The sequence below is a fragment of the Priestia sp. TRM10 genome, assembly GCF_057808375.1.
The window spans coordinates 233,534-252,058 of sequence record NZ_JBJZOT010000011.1 but is presented as its reverse complement, the minus strand read 5'-3'; the positions used below and the strand labels follow the sequence as shown (position 1 = coordinate 252,058).

Below are 18,525 nucleotides of genomic sequence, written 5' to 3'. Positions count from 1 at the left end.
ATATATTCTGACTGACAATTATGTATACCTTTTACCCTTCTTCTACAAACTATATCAACAAAAAAGAGGTCTCAAAAAGACTCCTTTTCCATTATATATTTTCTGTAATTAAACTTCATCCCATTTTCAATAATAAGTCTTAAGCCCCACTCTTATTTACCATAATATAGGTAAAATTAACATTTGTCACTAATCAATTCACATAACAAAAAGACCTTTTTTTCCATAAAAAAGGCAGCTAGAAAATGTTCTAGCTGCTCTCTTATTGAACCTTAATTGCTTGTCTCTTCTTTATAGTAACTTTTAGATACAAGCAGACTTACAATATATCCAATTACCCCTCCAACAATTGCTGGAACAATCCATCCTAAACCAATTGAGTATAACGGTAAAATACTTCCGAAAAGATTGTCGATAAATGTAATATGAACCCCCGCATCTCCCAGCCCATCAAAAAGACTAACAATAAATGTTAAAATTAAACTACCTTGATAAATTTCTGTTCTCCCTTTGAATAAAGGATGTAAAAATGTTAAGAAAATAAGCACAATAGCTAGTGGATAAATAATCGTTAATACTGGAACTGAAATAGCAATAAGCTGAGTAAGACCAATATTAGCAATGATTGCACTGAATACAGATAAAGTAATTGCAATAGCTTTATATGAAACAGCCGGAAATAACTTATGGAAGAAAGCTGAACAAGCTGTAATTAAGCCAACGCTTGTTGTTAAGCAAGCTACAGTAATCATAAGTCCTAAAAGAATAGCGCCATAAGAACCGAAATAGTAATCTGAAACACGTGCTAATACTGTTCCACCATTATCTAAGTGACCAAGCTCTGAAACGCTTGATGCTCCCATATAAGAAAGTGCGGTATAAATTACAGCTAAAATCACGGCTGCAATAACGGTTGCCTGCACGCAGATTTTCATGATTTGCCCTTTTGTTTTAGCTCCCTTTTGTTTAATTGCATTAATAATAATGATCCCAAATACAAAAGATGCTAACGTATCCATTGTTAAGTACCCTTCTTGGAATCCTTTAGAAAAAGCATGTGTCATATATTCAGGACGCGGCGCTTGGAAAGGCCCAATAGGATTAATAAAAGCTACAAGAACCAAAATCCCAATAAAGGTTAACTTCAATGGAGTCAATATTTTTCCTACTAAATCGACAATTTTCGCAGGATTTAGTGAAAAAAAGCACGCAATGCTAAAGAAAATAACCGTAAAAACAAGAAGTGGCCAGAATCCTGCATCTTCACCTAAATATTGAAGTACAAATGGATGAACTCCAATCTCATATGACACTGTTCCTGCTCTTGGCATTGCAAATAGAGGCCCAATTGCTAAATAAAGAACAACCGTAAAAACAAGTCCAAAAACAGGATTTACGCGGCTTGCTAGTGACTGTAAATCATCCTTACCAGAAAAGCCAAGAGCAAGTACACCAAGTAACGGCAAACCAACGCCTGTTACAAGGAATCCAGCGTTTGCAGACCAAATGTGTTCTCCCGCTGTTTGACCTAACATGGCTGGGAATATTAAATTTCCTGCTCCAAAGAAGAGAGCAAAAAGCATAAGACCGATAACAACAACAAAGGAAGTCGGTACTCTAGTTGACATATTCAAAACCTCCGTGAGAATTAAAATTAATTATTGTAGAAAACAATTAAAATTTTCCGAAAATTATAATCGAACACAATTTTAAGAACTATTAACGTATTATATACGTATAATTTCGGTATTTCAATATATAATTTTAGTTTTATTTTTCCTTTTCCAAAAGAAAGCGCTTTAAATCTCACAAACAAAAGGACTAAAGAACCAGAATTTTTCATATATTTCTTTGCAGTTACTGAAAAAGAACCTCTCTTGTACTAAAACAAGCTCGCCTCTTTTCCCTTTCCATCTCATTTTATCATTCCCAATAATTCTTTATTTAGTAAAAAGGTTCTTGGTAAAACCTATTTTTTCAACTACAAATTAATACTTGTATGATTTTTTCAATGAATTTCTGATTCATAAAATGCTTTGTGTTGGAACGTCTTTCATTCTAAGAGATATTCTGTTTTTCTTGCACTGAGATGTTTATCCAAAAAACTATTTCAGTTTGAAATATGTAATAAGAACTGAAAGGAAGCAAGAGACTTATAACTACATAAATTTTACTTTTTTTCCTCTTTATTCTTAATTCTCCCTTCCTCTTCATGTAATATAAAAGTATAGATAAAAAAGGAGGTTATTCACATTACGTTTTATATATGTACGACATGTGGTGTTCAATATGACAATATTCAACAACCTAAAAAGTGTATAATCTGCAACGATGAAAGACAGTATGTGAATCCTAATGGACAATCGTGGACAACACTTGAAGAGCTAAAGGACTCTTCATACCGAAATATCTTCTCTCAAGCTGAAGAAGGCCTTTATAGTATTAAAACAAGTCCCGCGTTTGCCATTGGCCAAACCGCTTATCTTCTTCAAGGAAAAGAGGTGAATATTTTGTGGGACTGTATTTCCTATCTTGATGAAGAAACTATAGAGCACGTTAAGAGCCTAGGAGGAATTCATGCTATTGCCTTGTCCCATCCTCATTATTATTCAACTCAAGTAGAGTGGGCAGAGGCATTTAATGTTCCCCTTTATATTCATCGTGATGACAAACAGTGGGTTATGAGGGATAGTGAACATATCGTTTTTTGGGAAGGTTCGATGTTAAAGATTAGTCAGGATATTACGCTTTACCGCTTAGGAGGACATTTTAAAGGAGGCGCTGTACTGCATTGGGAAAATGAAGATGGTGTCTTACTTACAGGAGATATTGTTCAAGTTGTAGCAGATCAACGCTGGGTTAGCTTTATGTATAGCTATCCAAATCTAATCCCTCTCCCAGCCTCTAAAGTGAGCGAAATGGTAGAACAATTAAAGCCTTTACATTTTGATCGACTTTACAATGCTTTCCACCGAAGTGTAAAGGAAGATGCCAATAGAGCTGTACAACGATCAGCCGAGCGCTACATTAAGGCTTTAGATGGCTCACTATTAAATATATAAATAAAAAAGAGTTTCCCTTTAAGGGAAACTCTTTTTTATTATGATGCGTGTCGCATCTTTCTCATAACAAAGCTAACAATTAGAACTAGGATGACGGCACCGATAATTGCAGGGATAAGGGCAAAACCGCCAACAGTCGGGCCAAAGCTACCAAAGATAAGTGAACCTAACCAGGCTCCGATAAAACCAGCAATAATATTTCCAATAATTCCACCTGGGACATCACGACCTGTTAAAATTCCTGCAAGCCAACCGATAATGCCACCAACAATAATTGTCCATAACCACGACATGTCTTATCTCCTCCTTTATCAAGATTGTTTTCGTTGCTTAGTTAAAGTATACCCAGAAGGAAAATTTAAAAACATCATTGAGCACATAGAAATTAAACCTATAGTAAAATTGAAAGTTTTTCTTTTTCTTCAACTTTAATTCTATTTAAACTTCTTTGTAATGAGAACTTTTTTCACATTCATCGTGACTCTCTTTGACATTCTTTTTACTATAAATATAATGACCAAAATGAATTTATGAACTTTTATAGAAAGATTGTTTTTATGGTTTACATTAATTACTAAAGGGCGTATGATAGCATCAAAAGGTAAACAATTTATCTTTTAAATTCAAAAAAGGGAGGAAAACAAAACGTGTGGGTAATTACTGTTTATGCAGACCAAGACGTAAAAATGTACGAGTTTGACGATGAACATGAGGCAAAGGAAGCGCTAGGAAAGTTAGAGAACTGCTCTTGCAAGATTCTCTCTCAAGTTATTTATTATAATGACGAATTCATCGTTGAAAAGGCGGCTGTTTAATTTTAGGACATGGGCCCCTTTAAAGGTATAAACTTTACATTACCCTTATGGAGTTCCATCAATTGAAACTTTTGAAAATTTAAAAATGTAATTTTGAAACGAATTGTAGAGATAGTAGATTATTAACGCTATTTACTCTTAATAATATATTTCGCTCACGCCAAAGTTTAGCACCGTTCAATGAACGGTGCCTTTTTTATTGAATATCTTCAGGCCACGTTTCTCCGCGATAAGCCATATCCCAAAAAAGAAATTCAAATCGACTTGTATTTAGAAAAATTTCCTCTAGTTTCTTTCTTTCTTCCTCTGATTTTCCTATTGCTAATTTATTCATTAAGTCTTTTAACCAATTTGAAAGTTCACCAAATTCCTTTGAACTGTACATCTCTACCCATTCTCCGTAAAATTCATGTTCAAGAGCTCCTGGAATTTTAGCCAATTCCCTTCCAATTTCGTTATAGCTCCACATGCAAGGAAGAAGAGCTGCTACAAGGTCGGCAAGTGTACCATTTTGCGCAACTTGCAGCATATAATGTGTGTAGGCAAGTGTTGAGGAAGCAGGCTGAGCATTTTCAAGCTCTTCCTCTGAAATAGCAAATTTTTTCGCATATTGCCGATGAAGATCCATTTCGACATTTAACGTAGAATGCAAGATCTCTCCAAATTTACCCATTGTTTCAACATCAGTCGCTTTCACACTTCCAAGTGCAAAAAGTTTTGCATAGTCAATGAGATAGAGATAGTCCTGAATCATATAATGACGAAAACTTTCTTTTGGAAGAGTACCATGACCGATCCCTTGAACAAATGGATGCTTATGATTTGCGTCCCAAATGTGTTTGGCTTTTGCATAAAGTTCTTCACAGAATATCATTTGTTTTCCCCCTTTTTTGTATGACACCAGTTATAAATAAATTCAATTAATACTTTTGTGAAATCTACTAAACTCTCAATTGATACTCGCTCATTTATAGCATGTGCATACTTTGTTTCCCCTGGTCCATAAATAACGGTTGGGATTCCTGCTTCCCCTAACCATCCTCCGTCTGTGACAGAGGTAGACATTTCTATTTCAACTTGTTTTTTCAAAACCTCTTTGTGGATATGCTGAAGCATTTTCACTCCATCATGAGTTTCATCAATTTCAAGTGCAGGAAATATTTCTCCTCTTTCCTCGATCATTGATGCTCCCCCCCACCTAAAGCTTGGGGGATGATTCCTTAACCATAGGTCACCATGAGACATTCTTAAAATATAATCTTCAATTTCTTTTGTTACACTCTCGTAGGTTTCATTTGGATAGAAATGCACTGTAATCCATAGACGACACTCATCAGCTACAAAAGCAGGATGTCTTCCTCCTTCAATAACAGCAGGATTAATTGTTGTTGTTCCAGGGAGAAAACCATTATAAGTTTTTGTGACCATCCAATGTCTTTCGAGTTCATTGAGCCAGTTAATAATTTTCATCATTTTCTCAATTGCGCTCGCTCCGACCGTTTCCCCTCCCGCTGCAATCATATGTCGTCTTGTTCCATCATGAAACGTTTGATCACTTTTTACCGTAATCCATCCTGTAATTACGCCGCCCTGACCACGAATAACCATTTCACTTGTATCTACAACAAGTGCAAAATCAGCACTATACCCTCTTTCACAGCACTGTTTTGTTCCTGCTTCTCCTACTTCCTCTCCAATCACAGATTGAAAAATTACATCACCAGGGAGTTCTATCCCGTGAGTTTCCAATAATTCTAATGCAAAAAGAGCGCACCCTAATCCACCTTTCATATCGGAAGTTCCCCTGCCGAAGAGATATCCATCTCGTACAAAAGGAAGGAATGGATCACGTTCCCACTGCTCGTTTTCATCCACTTGAGCCACATCTATATGGCCGTTAATAATTAAACTTTTATACTCTTCACTATCCTTCCCCTTTTTAACTCCCACGACATTTGGATCGTTTTCATAAACATCCCACATTTCAACTGCGAATTTATTTTGTTTAAGCTTTTTTGCCACAAATTCTTGTGCTTCCTTTGTATTACGGGCAGGAGGGGCAGGCGTTTTAAATTTTACGAGTTTCTCAATAAGTGAGATTAACTCTTCTTTTCTTAACTCTACTTCCCCTAAAATCTTTTCTATATGTTCCATACTTTCACTCCTTATTAGAGCGAAGGAAACGAAAAAACCCCTTCACAATGTGAAGGGGTGTGATTATGTACGAATGCTAAATAAAACAATTCGCCAACCACTTCCCTTCGCTAGCATTACCTAGATCAGGTGTAAGGGTCAAGACACTTGTCTCTCTCAGCCTTTCACGGCACCCCTAGCAGTCTTACTTCTCTATTATTATCATAATACTTTTTTTATTGCAAACGTTCATGGCAACAGCTTAATCATAAGAAAGATAAAAATAGCTCCTCCAATTAAAATGCGTCTAAGTCCTTTTCCCTTTGAACTTTTCAGTTTATGTAAACCCCAAATGATAAGAGAAATTCCTAGTGTCACACCCATCAAGTCTAAAAAAAGTTCCCTCGACGTTATAAGCGCAAGAAGGGGAAACAAAACGGTCAAGAAAGCAAAAAATAAACCTATAACGAAAAGTGATAGATTTCGTTCGTAATTTCCATAAGACATTGCGTTCCTCCTTTATAGAAATACTAACAAAAAGAGATTTAGGATGATATAGGAACGTCGCCTCGTTTTATTAAAAAAGCCTTTTAAGGAGTGTTCATATTCTTAAATATATTCATAACATTTTCTTTAAGACTTGCAGCTTGCTCATTTTCCGTTTGGATTGCTTCGTACACTTCTTGCCTATGAACTTCAATATGTTTGGGAGCATTGATCCCTAGTTTAATTTGTTCCCCATCAATATCTACAATTTTCAGTTCAATATCTTCTCCAATGCGGATACTTTCGCCAACTTTCCTTGTTAAGACAAGCAAAAAGATTCCCCCTACTTCACCATCTTCTGAAAGAGTGGATGTTTAGTTTTATAATCCGTGCCTGTTAAAATAATTTGTCTTCCTCTTTTTTGTTCACGATTTAAAATAAGCGGTGCTTGTAAATTGATAGTAGACTCCAGGAATGGGTCCATCATTGTTACAAAAGCATAGACCATTACATTTTTCTCTGAGGTAATATCAAGTTCTGTCATATAGTGAGAAGCTAAGTTGAAGTCATATTCTTTATAAAAAGCAAACGGATCTGCAATCACAAAAGCTAAATCTGGTGTTTTTAAAGACTGAAGTAAAAAGAAGACATCTTCATCATTGAGAGGTAAAAGAGTAAATTTCTTTTCTCCTAAGAAACCAGGAATACCTTTCGAAAAAGTAATCACCTCTTCTCGATTCACTTCTATTTCCCCATGATATTTCGTTGCTATTTTCATCTTTTCACCACTTTATAGTATTGTTATTTTTGACATTTCTAAACAGAAAGCTCGGCGAATGCCGAGCTTTTTTATTGTCTATTATGCTAGAAAGTCTACTAAACTTGGCTGCATAATTTTAGCTCCCACAGCTAATGCTGCCCGCTGAACAGTCTCCTGCATTTGTAGGTCCATAATTGCTTTTTCAAAATCTATATCTTCTACATCTGAAAGTTTCTTTTCAAGAAGTTCTCCTTGCTCGTTTAAACGTGTTTCCATAATTTCCAGACGGTTTGTACGAGCTCCGATGAGAGTTCTAGCACTTATAATAGCGTTAATATTTTCATCCATTGCAGAAAGTTGATCACCAATTTCCTCCCCTGATGAACCTTCTGCTAAACTTTTTTCAAGCTTTGTGAGATTATCAAAGAAAGCTTGACTAAAAACGCCCGTTCCATCAGTACTAACATCAATTGAAAGACCTTTAGACAGTTCAATCGATATTGGTTTCTCACTAGTTCCTACAACAATTGTTCCACTCTTATTATCTACTGGCGCTTGTCCAGTATTTATTCCGTTAAAAAGAAACTTTCCTTCAATGTTTTTATTCGCAATTGAAACAAGATGTTCTTTTAGTCCGCTCACTTCGAGTCTAATAGCTTCTCGCTCGTCTTCAAGTTTTGTTCCATTTGAAGCACTCACTGTAAGCTCTCGTATTCGTTGCATCACTTTATTTGCTTCTTCTAGAGAACCATCGCTGTTATCAAGCCACTTGTAGGCTTCTGTAAAATTTTCTTTATATTGGTTATTCTCGTTTAAATTTGTTCGGTAATTTAAGCTTTTAACAGTACCGATTGGGTCATCAGATGGACGGTTCAACTTCTTACCACTTGTTGCTTGTTCTTGTAAATTCATTAGTTTCTCATAGCTGTTGCTCATATTACGCAACGTATGTTGAGAAATCATGGACTGTGTTACTCTCATCGTTTTCCCTCCACTAGCGGCCAACAACGCCCATATTGTTAATGATTCGGTCAAGCATCTCATCCATGACCGTCATACTCCTTGCTGCTGCATTATATGCATGTTGAAACTTAATCATATTTGTCATTTCCTCATCTAAAGAAACCGAGCTAACACTGTCTCGCTTTGCTGAAAGAAGATCTCTGATATTTTCACTATTTTCCCTTAGTCTATTAGCATTTTGGACTTTTACACCAATCTCCCCAACCATTTCACTATAGGCAGACCTAATCGTTCCATTTCCAACATTGGGATTTAAAAGTTCAGCAAGTTTTGCTGCATTTCCTCCATCACTTTTCTTATTTCCGTCAGCTCCAACTGCTATATTATCCGTACTCTTCATAATGTCATCTGAAAGTGTAATTGTGCTTGAAGCATTTTCTGATGAAAACGTAAAAAAGTCGCTCCCTTTTTCTCCATCTTGTTTGTAGCCATTTCCATGAATATTATTAAATTCTGTTGCAAGAGTTAGTGCAAGCTGATCAAGCTGATCAATCGTTGTTTTATAGATACTTTGATCTGTGCCAAAGTTACGAATTAAACTTTGAAAACTTCCTGTTGGAGACAAAGTTGTACCATTAACCTGGATTTCTAGCTCCCTTCCGTTAGAAACTGTCTCAATCTTATTTGCTATATTCCCTTGTACGAGTGCTTCACTGCTTCCAGCTATCTTAATCATATAGATACCTGCAGCGGCTCTATTAGCTCCGCTGCCTGACGAAGTGCGCTCAACTTTAATATCTATATAACTTGAAAGCTTATCAACAAGCAAATCACGTTGATCATAAAGATCATTTGGCAAGTAACCAGATGGCTCAAGTTCACCAATTTTCTGATTCAAAGCTGCAATCTGGGATGCAATAGAGTTAATATCATCTCTGGCTCCATCTACTTCTGCTTGAAGGTCTTTTTGTGCAGTTGTTAGTGCACTATTTAAATAATGGAATGTATCTGTTAAAGAAACGGCTTTTTCACGGACAACCGTTTTAATTCCTTCATCATTTGGGTTAATACTAAGATCTTGAAGAGAGCTCCAAAATTCATCCATCGCTCCAGAAAGCCCTGACCCTTCTTGATCGTTCATAATTGCTTCAACAGTCTTAAGAATATTACTTTCCATGTCAGCATAACCAACTTGTGCCTCTCCGCTGCGATATTGAGCATCAAGATACTGATCACGAATTCGCTCAATTGAGCTTGCTTCTACCCCTGTTCCTATCGTTCCTGCTATTTGCGGCGAGTTCATCCCACCAGAAGGATATGGGGAAGTCGCTTGCAAATTTGCTCGTTGTCTTGTATAGCCAGCTGTATTGGCATTCGCCACATTCTGTCCGGTTGTTTGAAGTGCTGCTTGCTGAGCATGAAGAGCCCGCAGTGATGTTTCAATTCCTTGAAATGTAGAACGCATCAGTCTTTCCTCCGTTTCTTTTATGCTTTACTATCAAACATAGAACGACTAGGAGCTGAGGGACGCTCTTTCTGCGAACTATGATAATTCAAGTTTTTAGGCTGCTTTCCGAACATATCTATAGTCATATTCACAACTTGTAGGGAATAATAAAGAAGCTGCTGATTTAGTTCATTACGCTCTTTCAATGCTAGAAGATAAGTACTCAGCTCTTCCTTCAGCACCTCATATTTGGCTCTTTGAGGAAGCGGAAGTTTCTCGATAATCTCACCTAGTGTAAGGGGTTCCTCCCATATTAATAACACTTCTCGCTGGCGAGCTTCTTCTAGTTTTGTTATAGCTTTTATGTGAGACTGCTCCTCATTTATTAGCTTTGAGAGCACTTTTTCGTTCTCTTCCTTCAGGCATTCTGTTTTTTGTTGAGCTAAATGTAATAAACTTTTATGAAGTGACAAAAGCTTTTCCAATAATGCCTCTAACCGGTCTATGTTCATTATTTACTCACCTTTTGAAAATTTCTTATAATAGTCAACAAGTGAAGACGCTACTTTATGTGCATCAACCTTATACATTCCATTCTGGACCTGATTCTTTAATTGTTCAATCTTCTCTGCTCGTTCGCTTTGAAAATTATTTGTTTTCTGAAGTTCTTTTGCCTGAGTTGATATCTGAACTTCATCACGTCTTGTAACAGAAGTTCTTTCTACCTGTTTCTGTTTTTCAGTTTGGTTTTGATATGGATTCATTCCTGATGAATGAAAAGGATTAATCTTCATTTTCCTCACCTCACGAAATAATTACCGCTATATCTTATCTTTCTTTTATTATCGGTAAAAAAACAGAGGATTTAAAGGAATTTAAGAGAAATGATAAAAATAGTAATAATAACATATTTTTCTTCTTTTTTCTACATTTTATTTATTTTTTCATGACAAAAGAACTAGAACTTTATTCCTTTTTCAAAATTTGTTCTCGCTCATAAATCTCTAAATCTTTTCTAAAATCATAGCGACAAGAATTACAGATCCTTCCTTCACGCGTTTCTTGATGACAAACTTCACATTGGTAGTATACATTTGGTAAATATGAAAGCTGAAGCCACCCTTTACGAACAAACTTATAGAATAGCGGTATAGGCACCCCAGTAGCTTCTGTTATCTCTTCAAGTGTTAAGAGTCGGTTGTCTCTATTACGGATAAACTCTCCTATTTTTTCATAGTGAGCAATCTCTTCCTTATAGCACTCGTTACAAACACTAATAAAGCTATTCTGAATAAACAGACTTCCACACGTCGGACAGTTTAATAGTTGTGACATTCTTACCCTTTCGCTCCTTCATTCCGCTCTTCTTCCCAAAAGGAAGTCGCGCCGTTACCTTTCTTATCGGATAGTTCTTACAATTGTTTATCTTAACTTCTTGCTAATGTCATTGCTGAAATAAGACCCGCTCCGTTTTGTTTTAACACCTTACTTGCTTTATAAAGAGTTGCTCCTGTTGTATAAATATCGTCAATGAGGAGAACCTCTTCATTATTGAGTTTCCGAGAGAAAGAGAAGCTAAAAAGCTCTTCTTGTAGACGCTCTTGTTTATTCTTTTTGGACTGTTTTTCTGTATGAATACGAGAAAGGGGCGAGACAATCTGTCGAGGTAAAAGAGAAGCTAAAGCTTCAGATTGATTGAACCCTCTTTCACAATGGCGTTCTTCTGAGAGAGGAATAGGAATGATAAGGGAGCAAGTCTTAAAGTGTTGGTAGAAAAGGGAAAGCCATTCCTTTTTAAAAGATGGCAAAAGCGCATAGTCTCCTTGGAACTTAAAACGATTCATCCATTCTTTCATAAAATCATTATAGTGAAGTAAAGAGCGATTCTTTGTCATCATTCCCCTATATGAAGAAGTTTTCCAGACAGCACAATCCTTACAGATATCATGATCAATAAACCGTGAAGAAAGATGAAGAAGGCTACGTCCGCATAACAAACAATACGGTTCTTTAATAAATAAGCATTTCTTAAGACAAAGCTCACAAAGGCCAGTTTCTCCCCCTCCTAAAAAGTAAGAGAATGTAAACTGTGAGATATGTACTCCTTCACAATATAGACAGGCATTCATTCAACAAGCCCCATCTTACGAGCTTTCTCGTTTAGAGAAATAATCTGTTTTCTTGCCCGAACCATCTCTCGAGTGCGGCCAAAGTGGAAAAAGGTAACATCACCATTCGGATAATTAGCACTTCTACCCACTCTTCCTCCAATTTGCACGAGCGCACTTTCTGTAAAAATATCCTCCTCCGCGCCTAAAACAGCTACATCTGTATTAGGAACTGTTACTCCTCTTTCTAGAATAGTAGTTGTTACTAAAATGCGTGTTTCACCATTTCGGAACTGTAGCACCTTTTTCTCTCGCTCATGATCTTCTGCATGAACTCCTTCTGTTCGCTTTTCTCCTTTTTTTATAATTTCCACAATTTTAGGAATCACTTCAATCGATGGCACAAACAAAAAGACTTGTTTTTCTCTTCTTTCCTTCAACCACCTTTTAAGTTTCCATGGAAGGTCGTTTTTTAAGAGTTGTTTTTTCCAATTTCCACACCAAATCATATGTGGTACAGGTATCTCTCTTCGATGATAGCGCGCAGGTAGAACAAAGGCATCTCTCCTTCCTCTCCTTATTTCCCGCTGCCACTGACGATTCGGTGTTGCAGTGAGGAGGATTGTTGCACAACTCTGTTTTTTCACCTTTTCTACCGCTTGTTGAAGCATTTTGTCATATGAGAATGGAAAAGCGTCTACCTCGTCTACAATTACTACATCAAATGCTTTTTCATAACGAAGCATTTGATGAGTTGTAGAAATCGTAATAGCTCCACTTTTTCCTTTGTCTTCACTGCCTCCATATAAAGCGATAACAGAAGAGTAAGGAAATGCTTGCGCTATACGAGGTTTTAATTCACGTACAACATCTGCTCTCGGTGTAGCAATAAGAACATTCTCTCCTTGAGAGAGAGCATAATGAATTCCTTCAAAAAGCATTTCTGTTTTCCCTGCTCCGCAAACGGCCCAAACTAAGAGTTCTCCTTTTCCTCTGATTTTCTCTTTAATGGCCTCTGCTCCTTTTTGCTGCATCTCGGACAGTTTACCGTTCCATGCTAAGAAAGCTGAACGCTCCTTTTTCTTATAGATAGGGCCACTCCAAACAAAAAGCGGTGTGCACATGCTGATTCTTCCCATTCCAATGCAAGCACGACAATAGAAACACATCTCTTTACAGGTATAACAAGGAAATTCACTGAAATTTTGTAAGACAGTATTTCCACAACGATTACATTGACATCTATCATTTTTTTTATTAATTCCTTTTATAATCTGAACATATCCTTCTCTATAGTGCTCATAAAGTGTGACAAATGGAACTGAAAGTTCGGTAAGAAGCAACTTTCGTTGTGATAACTCTTCCTGAAGCTTCGGTGAAAAAGGGTAGGCATCATTTATGGGATAAAAAGTGTAGGTAGAGTGATAGGAAATCGGTTGACCCTCTTGAGGAGAGAAGACAAGCTTATTATCTTCAACAGTAAAAAGCATAAAACACCTCTTTTCTTTTTACTATATCAACTTCTCTTAACTTGTTATCAACGTCTTCATAGGGAAAATAAAAAAGAACGAGCCTAAAAGCTCGTTCTCTTTATTTACGGTACCATCCAAGCCCTAAAGCACCTTCACCTAAATGTGTACCTATTACAGGCCCAAAATAAGAAATATTAACATTTACATTAGGATATTTATTTTCAATCTCTTTACAAAGTTCTTCCGCCTCTTGAGGACGATTAGCATGAATAACTGTTGCTTCAATTGGCACCCCTTGAAAAGCATCTTCATGAAAAAGCTCTAACACTCGTTTTAAAGCTTTTTTTCTTGTGCGAATTTTTTCAAACGGAACAATTTTTGTATCTTCAAAATGAAGGATTGGCTTGACTTGAAGAACACTGCCAATTAGAGCTTGTGCAGCACTCAATCTTCCTCCTCTTTGAAGGTGTGATAAGTCGTCCACAATAAAGTAAGCCCTAATAAACGGTTTCATCTCATCAAAACGTTTAACAATTTCCGTTGCACTTTTGCCACGAACAGCCATATCTGCTCCTTCTAGAGCATAAAACCCTTCTACCATGCAGCTTATCTCTGAATCATACGGATAAACAGTCAGTCCTTCTACCATTCTCCCTGCAGACTGAACGGTTTGATAAGTACCGCTAATACCACTTGAGAGCGTAATAAATACTGCTTCATCATAATTAACTGCTATTTCTTTCAATAACTCTACAATCTCGCCAATTGGTGGCTGTGATGTTGTAGGAAAAATTTTTTCTTGTTTTACTTTCTCGTAAAACTCTTCTGCAGTTATATTCTCTTCTTCTCTATATTGCTTGTCATCAAAGATAATGCTTAATGGAATACTATATATGTTCTTTTCTTCTCTCAATGACTTTGGAATATATGCTGTACTATCAACAATAATTGCCGTTTTCACTCATGCTCCTCCTCAGATTTTTCCTATGTATAAAATCTTTCTAAAGAAAGAATACCCATTATTATGTATTTTTACTCCATGTGAAAGAAAAGGTGAGACAATGTGCCTCACCCTTTTGACTATTCTTCCTTTACAGAACGCTTACCCAGCCATTTTTAATAGCTACAACAACAGCTTGAGTTCGATCATTAACATTCATTTTTTGTAGAATATTACTTACATGGTTCTTAACTGTTTTTTCACTAATATATAATGTTTCACCAATTCCGCGGTTGCTTTTACCATCAGCTAAAAGCTGTAATACTTCACACTCACGACGAGTTAAAAGGTGAAGCGGACGGCGAATTTCAATTTCTCTTGCCGCATATTTACGTTCATTTTGAGCTTGTGAAGCTAGACGACGATACTCATTCACAAGGCTGTTTGTTACTTTTGGATGAAGATATGAACCACCTTCTGCTACAACGCGCACAGCTTGTACAAGAGCATCTGCATCCATCTCTTTTAATAGATATCCAAGAGCACCTGTTTGCAAAGCATGCGTTACATATGTTTCATCATCGTGAATAGATAAAATGATAACTTTTGTATCTGGATATTCTTCAATTAGCTGTTTTGTTGCTTCAACACCGTTCAATCCAGGCATATTAATGTCCATAATTACAACATCTGGATTATACTCTTCAACAAGCTTTACAGCTTCTTCTCCATCATCGCCTTCTGCCACAACATCAAAGTCTTGCTCAAAGTCTAAAATTCGTTTTACCCCTTCACGGAACAATTGATGGTCATCTATAATTACTATTTTCGTTTCCATATCTTCTTACCTCCTAAAATCTATGTGCCTACGTTTTATGATTGGAACAGCTGAGACTGAGGAACAATAATCATCACTTTTGTACCTTTGCCTATAGCTGAATTGATTTCTAGTTTTCCATCTAAAATTTCCACTCGTTCCTTCATTCCCATAATCCCGAATGATTGCTCTTTTTTCTCTGCTACTTCAAAACCTTTTCCATCGTCTTTTACAACAAGAGCGACTTGGCTATCACACACTTCAATTTTGACAGTCACATAGTTTGCATCGGCGTGTTTAATAGCATTTGTAATCGATTCTTGAGCGAGACGGAATAAAGCAACCTCAAGTTTTGGCGGCATCCTTTTATCAGACCCAAGTGACGTGAATGAAATCTGTGGTTTACCATCATTGTAATCTTCAACAGTACTAATATATTTTCTTAAAGTGGGAATGAGCCCTAAATCATCTAGTGCCATCGGTCTTAAATCATAAATAATTCGCCTTACTTCATAGAGAGCTGAGCGAACCATCTTCCGTAAGTCTCTAATTTCCTTCATTGCTTCATCAGGGCTTCTTTCACGATAGACTCGCTCAATTAGTTCTGAACGCATCATAACGTTAGCAAGCATTTGAGCAGGACCGTCGTGAATTTCGCGGGACAAACGTTTCCTCTCTTCTTCTTGAGCCTCAATAATTCGGAAACCAAAATACTCTTTTTGAATGGCATCCTCAACAATCTCTCCAACCTGTTGGAGATCGTCTGTTAAGTACGATAAAATCACCGAGATTTGCGACACAAGATGTTCAGCTCGTTCAATCGTCTCTGTTAACGTAAGAAGCCGTCTTTCAACTTCATCACGTCTTTGTTTAAGCTGATTTTCAAGCTGACGATTGACCATAAGCTTTGTTTGGAAATTGTGTGCTTTCTCATAGGCTTCCTTTACTTCCACTTCGTCATAAATTTTAAAATGGCGGCTCACATCAGAGAGTCTTGCTCTTGCAGCACGCACGTTTATTTCAAGACGATCACCTTCTGCAATAGTTTCAAGCACTTTTCTTTTTAACTGTTCAAGTTCGTGGTGCAATTGCTCGAATTCTTTGCGAGAATCTTCAGCAATACGGTGAATCTCACCTTTGCTGTTGTCAACTGTATAAATAATTCGTTCAAAAATTTCATCTAATACTCGGCTTGTCAATTTCTGTTTCGACATCTTTTCACCTCAAGACAAGCTTTTTTGGACAAATGTAACATGCGAATGTCACATTGTTTCATATAGTTAGGCAACACGCCTCTATCCTTCTAAACTTTTCACAACGTGAACTTCACGTTATAGCACGGAATGGGGATTCCGTCAGTTGTAGAGTTTCTTTATTAGTAAAATTATTACTAACTTAATAGGCACCTGTCAAAGTCCTGCTCTCTTACCACTACGCTTATGACATTTCGTGTTCCTTTTAATTTGCCGAGTACAATTTTTGTCATTATAATGAGAAAGTGAACATAGTGAAGTTGTTCAAATACGACACTATTTTCACACATCTTTCCCTATTTTTTTTTAAAAACATCAAAATGTAACATAGATTTAATAAAACGATAATACATAAAACATGACTATAGTTTTGGTGAATATGTATAGATTTCAAGCTAACCTATGATTTTAAAGGAGGGACTTTTCTCAGTGCTTACCGAATATTATACAGCAAAAGGGCAAGGAGAACATGAGATTATCATCCAAAAGTCACGCTTTATCTGTCATGTACAGCGCGTGAAAACAGAAGAAGAAGCACAAAACTTTATCCAAGACATAAAAAAAACGCATTGGAATGCTACCCATAACTGCTCTGCTTATCTTGTAGGAGAGCGCGATCAATTTCAAAAAGCTAACGATGATGGTGAACCGAGTGGAACAGCAGGTGTACCAATGCTTGAAGTATTAAAAAAACGCGGTTTAAAAGATACTGTTGTTGTTGTTACACGCTACTTTGGAGGTATCAAACTAGGTGCTGGCGGTTTAGTACGAGCATACAGCAAATCAACATCAGAAGGTCTTAATGCTGTAGGAATTGTTAAGCGAACCCTAATGAAAGTCATGCATATAAAAGTAGACTATACTTGGCTTGGCAAACTTGAAAATGAACTGCGCACATCTACTTATAAGCTTAAAAATATGAACTATGCGGAAAATGTTGAATTCGAGGTTTATGTTGAAGAACCTCGTATTGATTCCTTTGTCGAATGGATGACAGAATTAACAAATGCACAGGCAATAATTGAAGAAGGAGAAAATACCTACCTAGAAGAAGACGTTCTCTAAAGGCTTGTTTACGAATATGAAGAAACATTGTAAAATGAAATCTAACGCTTTGAGTGAACACAGTGAATTTCTCAAAACAACCAAAAAACTATTTAATGTTTTTCATGCGGGAAAACATTAAACTATTCTGTCTTAAAATTTTATTAATTTTGTTAAAAGGAGTCAAAGGATGTCTCAATACAGACGTTTTCAAAAGAAAGTAAACAAGCGCAAGCGAAGAAGACGACTATTCATCTTCCTTGTTTTACCTATTTTACTTGTTGTCGGAAGCGCCACCGCTTATGGATTTAACTTATTTGCTAAAGCAAAAACTGCAATGGATGAATCATTTGAAAAGATTGATCGTGCTCATTCTCCACTACGAGAAGGCGCAATTGATCCAAACGATGACAACATCTCTATTTTATTTATGGGAATTGATGAAACAGAACAGAGAAACTATGGAAATAACACAAGAACAGATGGTCTTATCCTTGCTACATTTAATAAAAAACAAAAGTCCGTCAAGCTTGTGAGTATCCCTCGTGACTCTTACGTGTACGTTCCTGAAGAAGGTAAGAAAAATAAGATTAACCATGCTCATGCCTCTGGTGGTTCAAAAGCTACAATGGAAACTGTTGAAGAACTATTTGATGTTCCTGTAGATTATTATGTGAAATTAAACTTCAAAGCATTCATGGAAGTTGTGGATTCTCTTGATGGGGTAAAAGTAAACGTACCTTATGAAATGTATGAGAAAAATTCAAAAGATGAGCATAATGCTATCCATCTTGAAAAAGGTGTTCAAACATTAAATGGTGAAGAAGCATTAGCCTTTGCAAGAACACGTAAGCAAGATAGTGATATTTACCGAGGACAGCGTCAGCAAGAAGTGATGAAAGCCATTGTTAATAAAGCTTCTTCTGTTGGATCAATCAACAAATATGAAGGTGTAATTAAAGCAATTGGGGACAACATGAAAACAAACTTGACTTTTAATGATATGCTTTCGTTTTATGATTATGCAACAAAAGGAACAAAGCTTGATATTGAAACATTAACGCTTGAAGGTGAAGATTACCAACCTGGAGGCACATATTATTACAAGCTCAATGATGATTCTGTTGAAAAGATATCTAAAAAGTTGAAGAAACATTTGGAGATTGACTCTTCAAACAACTAACTAAAAGAACGCCTTCTAGAAGGCGTTCTTTTTATACAAAAA

General features: G+C 36.5%; 21 protein-coding genes and 1 riboswitch. Of the genes, 4 read left to right on the top strand and 17 right to left on the bottom strand.

What is annotated here, in order from left to right; translation table 11 throughout:
• Positions 1-272 precede the first annotated feature (272 nt).
• The gene (gene brnQ / locus ACK3CR_RS09610; protein ID WP_243516515.1) at positions 273-1,628 is read right to left on the bottom strand and encodes a branched-chain amino acid transport system II carrier protein; all 1,356 of its coding nucleotides are present in this window, start codon (positions 1,626-1,628) and stop codon (positions 273-275) included.
• A gap of 624 nt (positions 1,629-2,252) precedes the next feature.
• Between brnQ and ACK3CR_RS09605 the strand changes: the two genes are divergently transcribed.
• Complete coding sequence (locus ACK3CR_RS09605) at positions 2,253-3,062, top strand: MBL fold metallo-hydrolase (RefSeq protein WP_488975337.1); 810 nt, start codon at positions 2,253-2,255, stop codon at positions 3,060-3,062.
• 38 nt (positions 3,063-3,100) lie between these two features.
• On the opposite strand, the gene ACK3CR_RS09600 is transcribed toward ACK3CR_RS09605, so the two are convergent.
• Positions 3,101-3,355, bottom strand: a complete 255-nt coding sequence (locus tag ACK3CR_RS09600; protein ID WP_019394882.1) for a GlsB/YeaQ/YmgE family stress response membrane protein — start codon at positions 3,353-3,355, stop codon at positions 3,101-3,103.
• Positions 3,356-3,709: 354 nt separating this feature from the next.
• Between ACK3CR_RS09600 and ACK3CR_RS09595 the strand changes: the two genes are divergently transcribed.
• Positions 3,710-3,877 (top strand): hypothetical protein, encoded by a 168-nt coding sequence (locus tag ACK3CR_RS09595; protein WP_019394881.1) that lies wholly within the window; start codon positions 3,710-3,712, stop codon positions 3,875-3,877.
• A 196-nt stretch (positions 3,878-4,073) separates the two neighbouring features.
• Here ACK3CR_RS09595 and tenA read toward each other — a convergent pair whose 3' ends face one another.
• From tenA to ACK3CR_RS09520, 15 genes are all read right to left on the bottom strand, one after another.
• Positions 4,074-4,751 (bottom strand): thiaminase II, encoded by a 678-nt coding sequence (tenA, locus tag ACK3CR_RS09590; protein ID WP_243516512.1) that lies wholly within the window; start codon positions 4,749-4,751, stop codon positions 4,074-4,076.
• Positions 4,748-6,031 carry an acetylornithine deacetylase gene (locus ACK3CR_RS09585; RefSeq protein ID WP_488975299.1) on the bottom strand — a complete coding sequence of 428 codons (1,284 nt, stop codon included), beginning with the start codon at positions 6,029-6,031 and terminating at the stop codon, positions 4,748-4,750. The genes tenA and ACK3CR_RS09585 overlap by 4 nt, the downstream gene beginning before the upstream one ends.
• Positions 6,032-6,116: 85 nt before the next feature.
• A riboswitch (TPP riboswitch) is annotated at positions 6,117-6,218 on the bottom strand.
• A gap of 41 nt (positions 6,219-6,259) precedes the next feature.
• Positions 6,260-6,517 carry a hypothetical protein gene (locus ACK3CR_RS09580; RefSeq protein ID WP_243516508.1) on the bottom strand — a complete coding sequence of 86 codons (258 nt, stop codon included), beginning with the start codon at positions 6,515-6,517 and terminating at the stop codon, positions 6,260-6,262.
• Positions 6,518-6,600: 83 nt separating this feature from the next.
• Positions 6,601-6,828 (bottom strand): carbon storage regulator CsrA, encoded by a 228-nt coding sequence (gene csrA / locus ACK3CR_RS09575; protein WP_243516506.1) that lies wholly within the window; start codon positions 6,826-6,828, stop codon positions 6,601-6,603.
• An 11-nt stretch (positions 6,829-6,839) separates the two neighbouring features.
• Positions 6,840-7,274, bottom strand: a complete 435-nt coding sequence (fliW, locus tag ACK3CR_RS09570; RefSeq protein WP_243516504.1) for a flagellar assembly protein FliW — start codon at positions 7,272-7,274, stop codon at positions 6,840-6,842.
• A gap of 81 nt (positions 7,275-7,355) precedes the next feature.
• Positions 7,356-8,237: a flagellar hook-associated protein FlgL gene (flgL, locus tag ACK3CR_RS09565; RefSeq protein ID WP_410914490.1), complete on the bottom strand. Its 882-nt coding sequence runs from the start codon at positions 8,235-8,237 to the stop codon at positions 7,356-7,358.
• A 13-nt stretch (positions 8,238-8,250) separates the two neighbouring features.
• Complete coding sequence (flgK, locus tag ACK3CR_RS09560) at positions 8,251-9,684, bottom strand: flagellar hook-associated protein FlgK (protein WP_243516493.1); 1,434 nt, start codon at positions 9,682-9,684, stop codon at positions 8,251-8,253.
• 20 nt (positions 9,685-9,704) lie between these two features.
• Positions 9,705-10,178 carry a flagellar protein FlgN gene (locus ACK3CR_RS09555; RefSeq protein WP_488975297.1) on the bottom strand — a complete coding sequence of 158 codons (474 nt, stop codon included), beginning with the start codon at positions 10,176-10,178 and terminating at the stop codon, positions 9,705-9,707.
• 3 nt (positions 10,179-10,181) lie between these two features.
• Positions 10,182-10,460, bottom strand: a complete 279-nt coding sequence (flgM, locus tag ACK3CR_RS09550) for a flagellar biosynthesis anti-sigma factor FlgM (protein ID WP_243516478.1) — start codon at positions 10,458-10,460, stop codon at positions 10,182-10,184.
• A 172-nt stretch (positions 10,461-10,632) separates the two neighbouring features.
• Positions 10,633-11,001 carry a hypothetical protein gene (locus tag ACK3CR_RS09545; protein ID WP_243516476.1) on the bottom strand — a complete coding sequence of 123 codons (369 nt, stop codon included), beginning with the start codon at positions 10,999-11,001 and terminating at the stop codon, positions 10,633-10,635.
• A 92-nt stretch (positions 11,002-11,093) separates the two neighbouring features.
• Positions 11,094-11,795 carry a ComF family protein gene (locus ACK3CR_RS09540; RefSeq protein WP_488975296.1) on the bottom strand — a complete coding sequence of 234 codons (702 nt, stop codon included), beginning with the start codon at positions 11,793-11,795 and terminating at the stop codon, positions 11,094-11,096.
• Positions 11,792-13,264: an ATP-dependent helicase ComFA gene (locus tag ACK3CR_RS09535; protein ID WP_488975295.1), complete on the bottom strand. Its 1,473-nt coding sequence runs from the start codon at positions 13,262-13,264 to the stop codon at positions 11,792-11,794. Before ACK3CR_RS09535 ends, ACK3CR_RS09540 begins: the two co-directional genes overlap by 4 nt.
• A 100-nt stretch (positions 13,265-13,364) precedes the next feature.
• On the bottom strand, positions 13,365-14,207 hold the full coding sequence (locus ACK3CR_RS09530; RefSeq protein WP_243516470.1) for a DegV family protein: 843 nt from the start codon (positions 14,205-14,207) through the stop codon (positions 13,365-13,367).
• A 130-nt stretch (positions 14,208-14,337) separates the two neighbouring features.
• Entirely contained in the window at positions 14,338-15,024 is a 687-nt protein-coding gene (locus ACK3CR_RS09525; protein ID WP_061804744.1) for a response regulator, read from the bottom strand.
• Between the two features lie 35 nt (positions 15,025-15,059).
• Positions 15,060-16,217, bottom strand: coding sequence for a sensor histidine kinase (locus ACK3CR_RS09520; RefSeq protein ID WP_243516467.1), 1,158 nt, complete (start codon positions 16,215-16,217; stop codon positions 15,060-15,062).
• A 468-nt stretch (positions 16,218-16,685) separates the two neighbouring features.
• Between ACK3CR_RS09520 and ACK3CR_RS09515 the strand changes: the two genes are divergently transcribed.
• Both ACK3CR_RS09515 and ACK3CR_RS09510 read left to right on the top strand, forming a co-directional pair.
• Positions 16,686-17,321, top strand: coding sequence for a YigZ family protein (locus tag ACK3CR_RS09515; protein ID WP_328122108.1), 636 nt, complete (start codon positions 16,686-16,688; stop codon positions 17,319-17,321).
• Positions 17,322-17,490: 169 nt separating this feature from the next.
• The gene (locus ACK3CR_RS09510; protein ID WP_243516463.1) at positions 17,491-18,483 is read left to right on the top strand and encodes an LCP family protein; all 993 of its coding nucleotides are present in this window, start codon (positions 17,491-17,493) and stop codon (positions 18,481-18,483) included.
• The last annotated feature ends 42 nt before the right edge of the window (positions 18,484-18,525 follow it).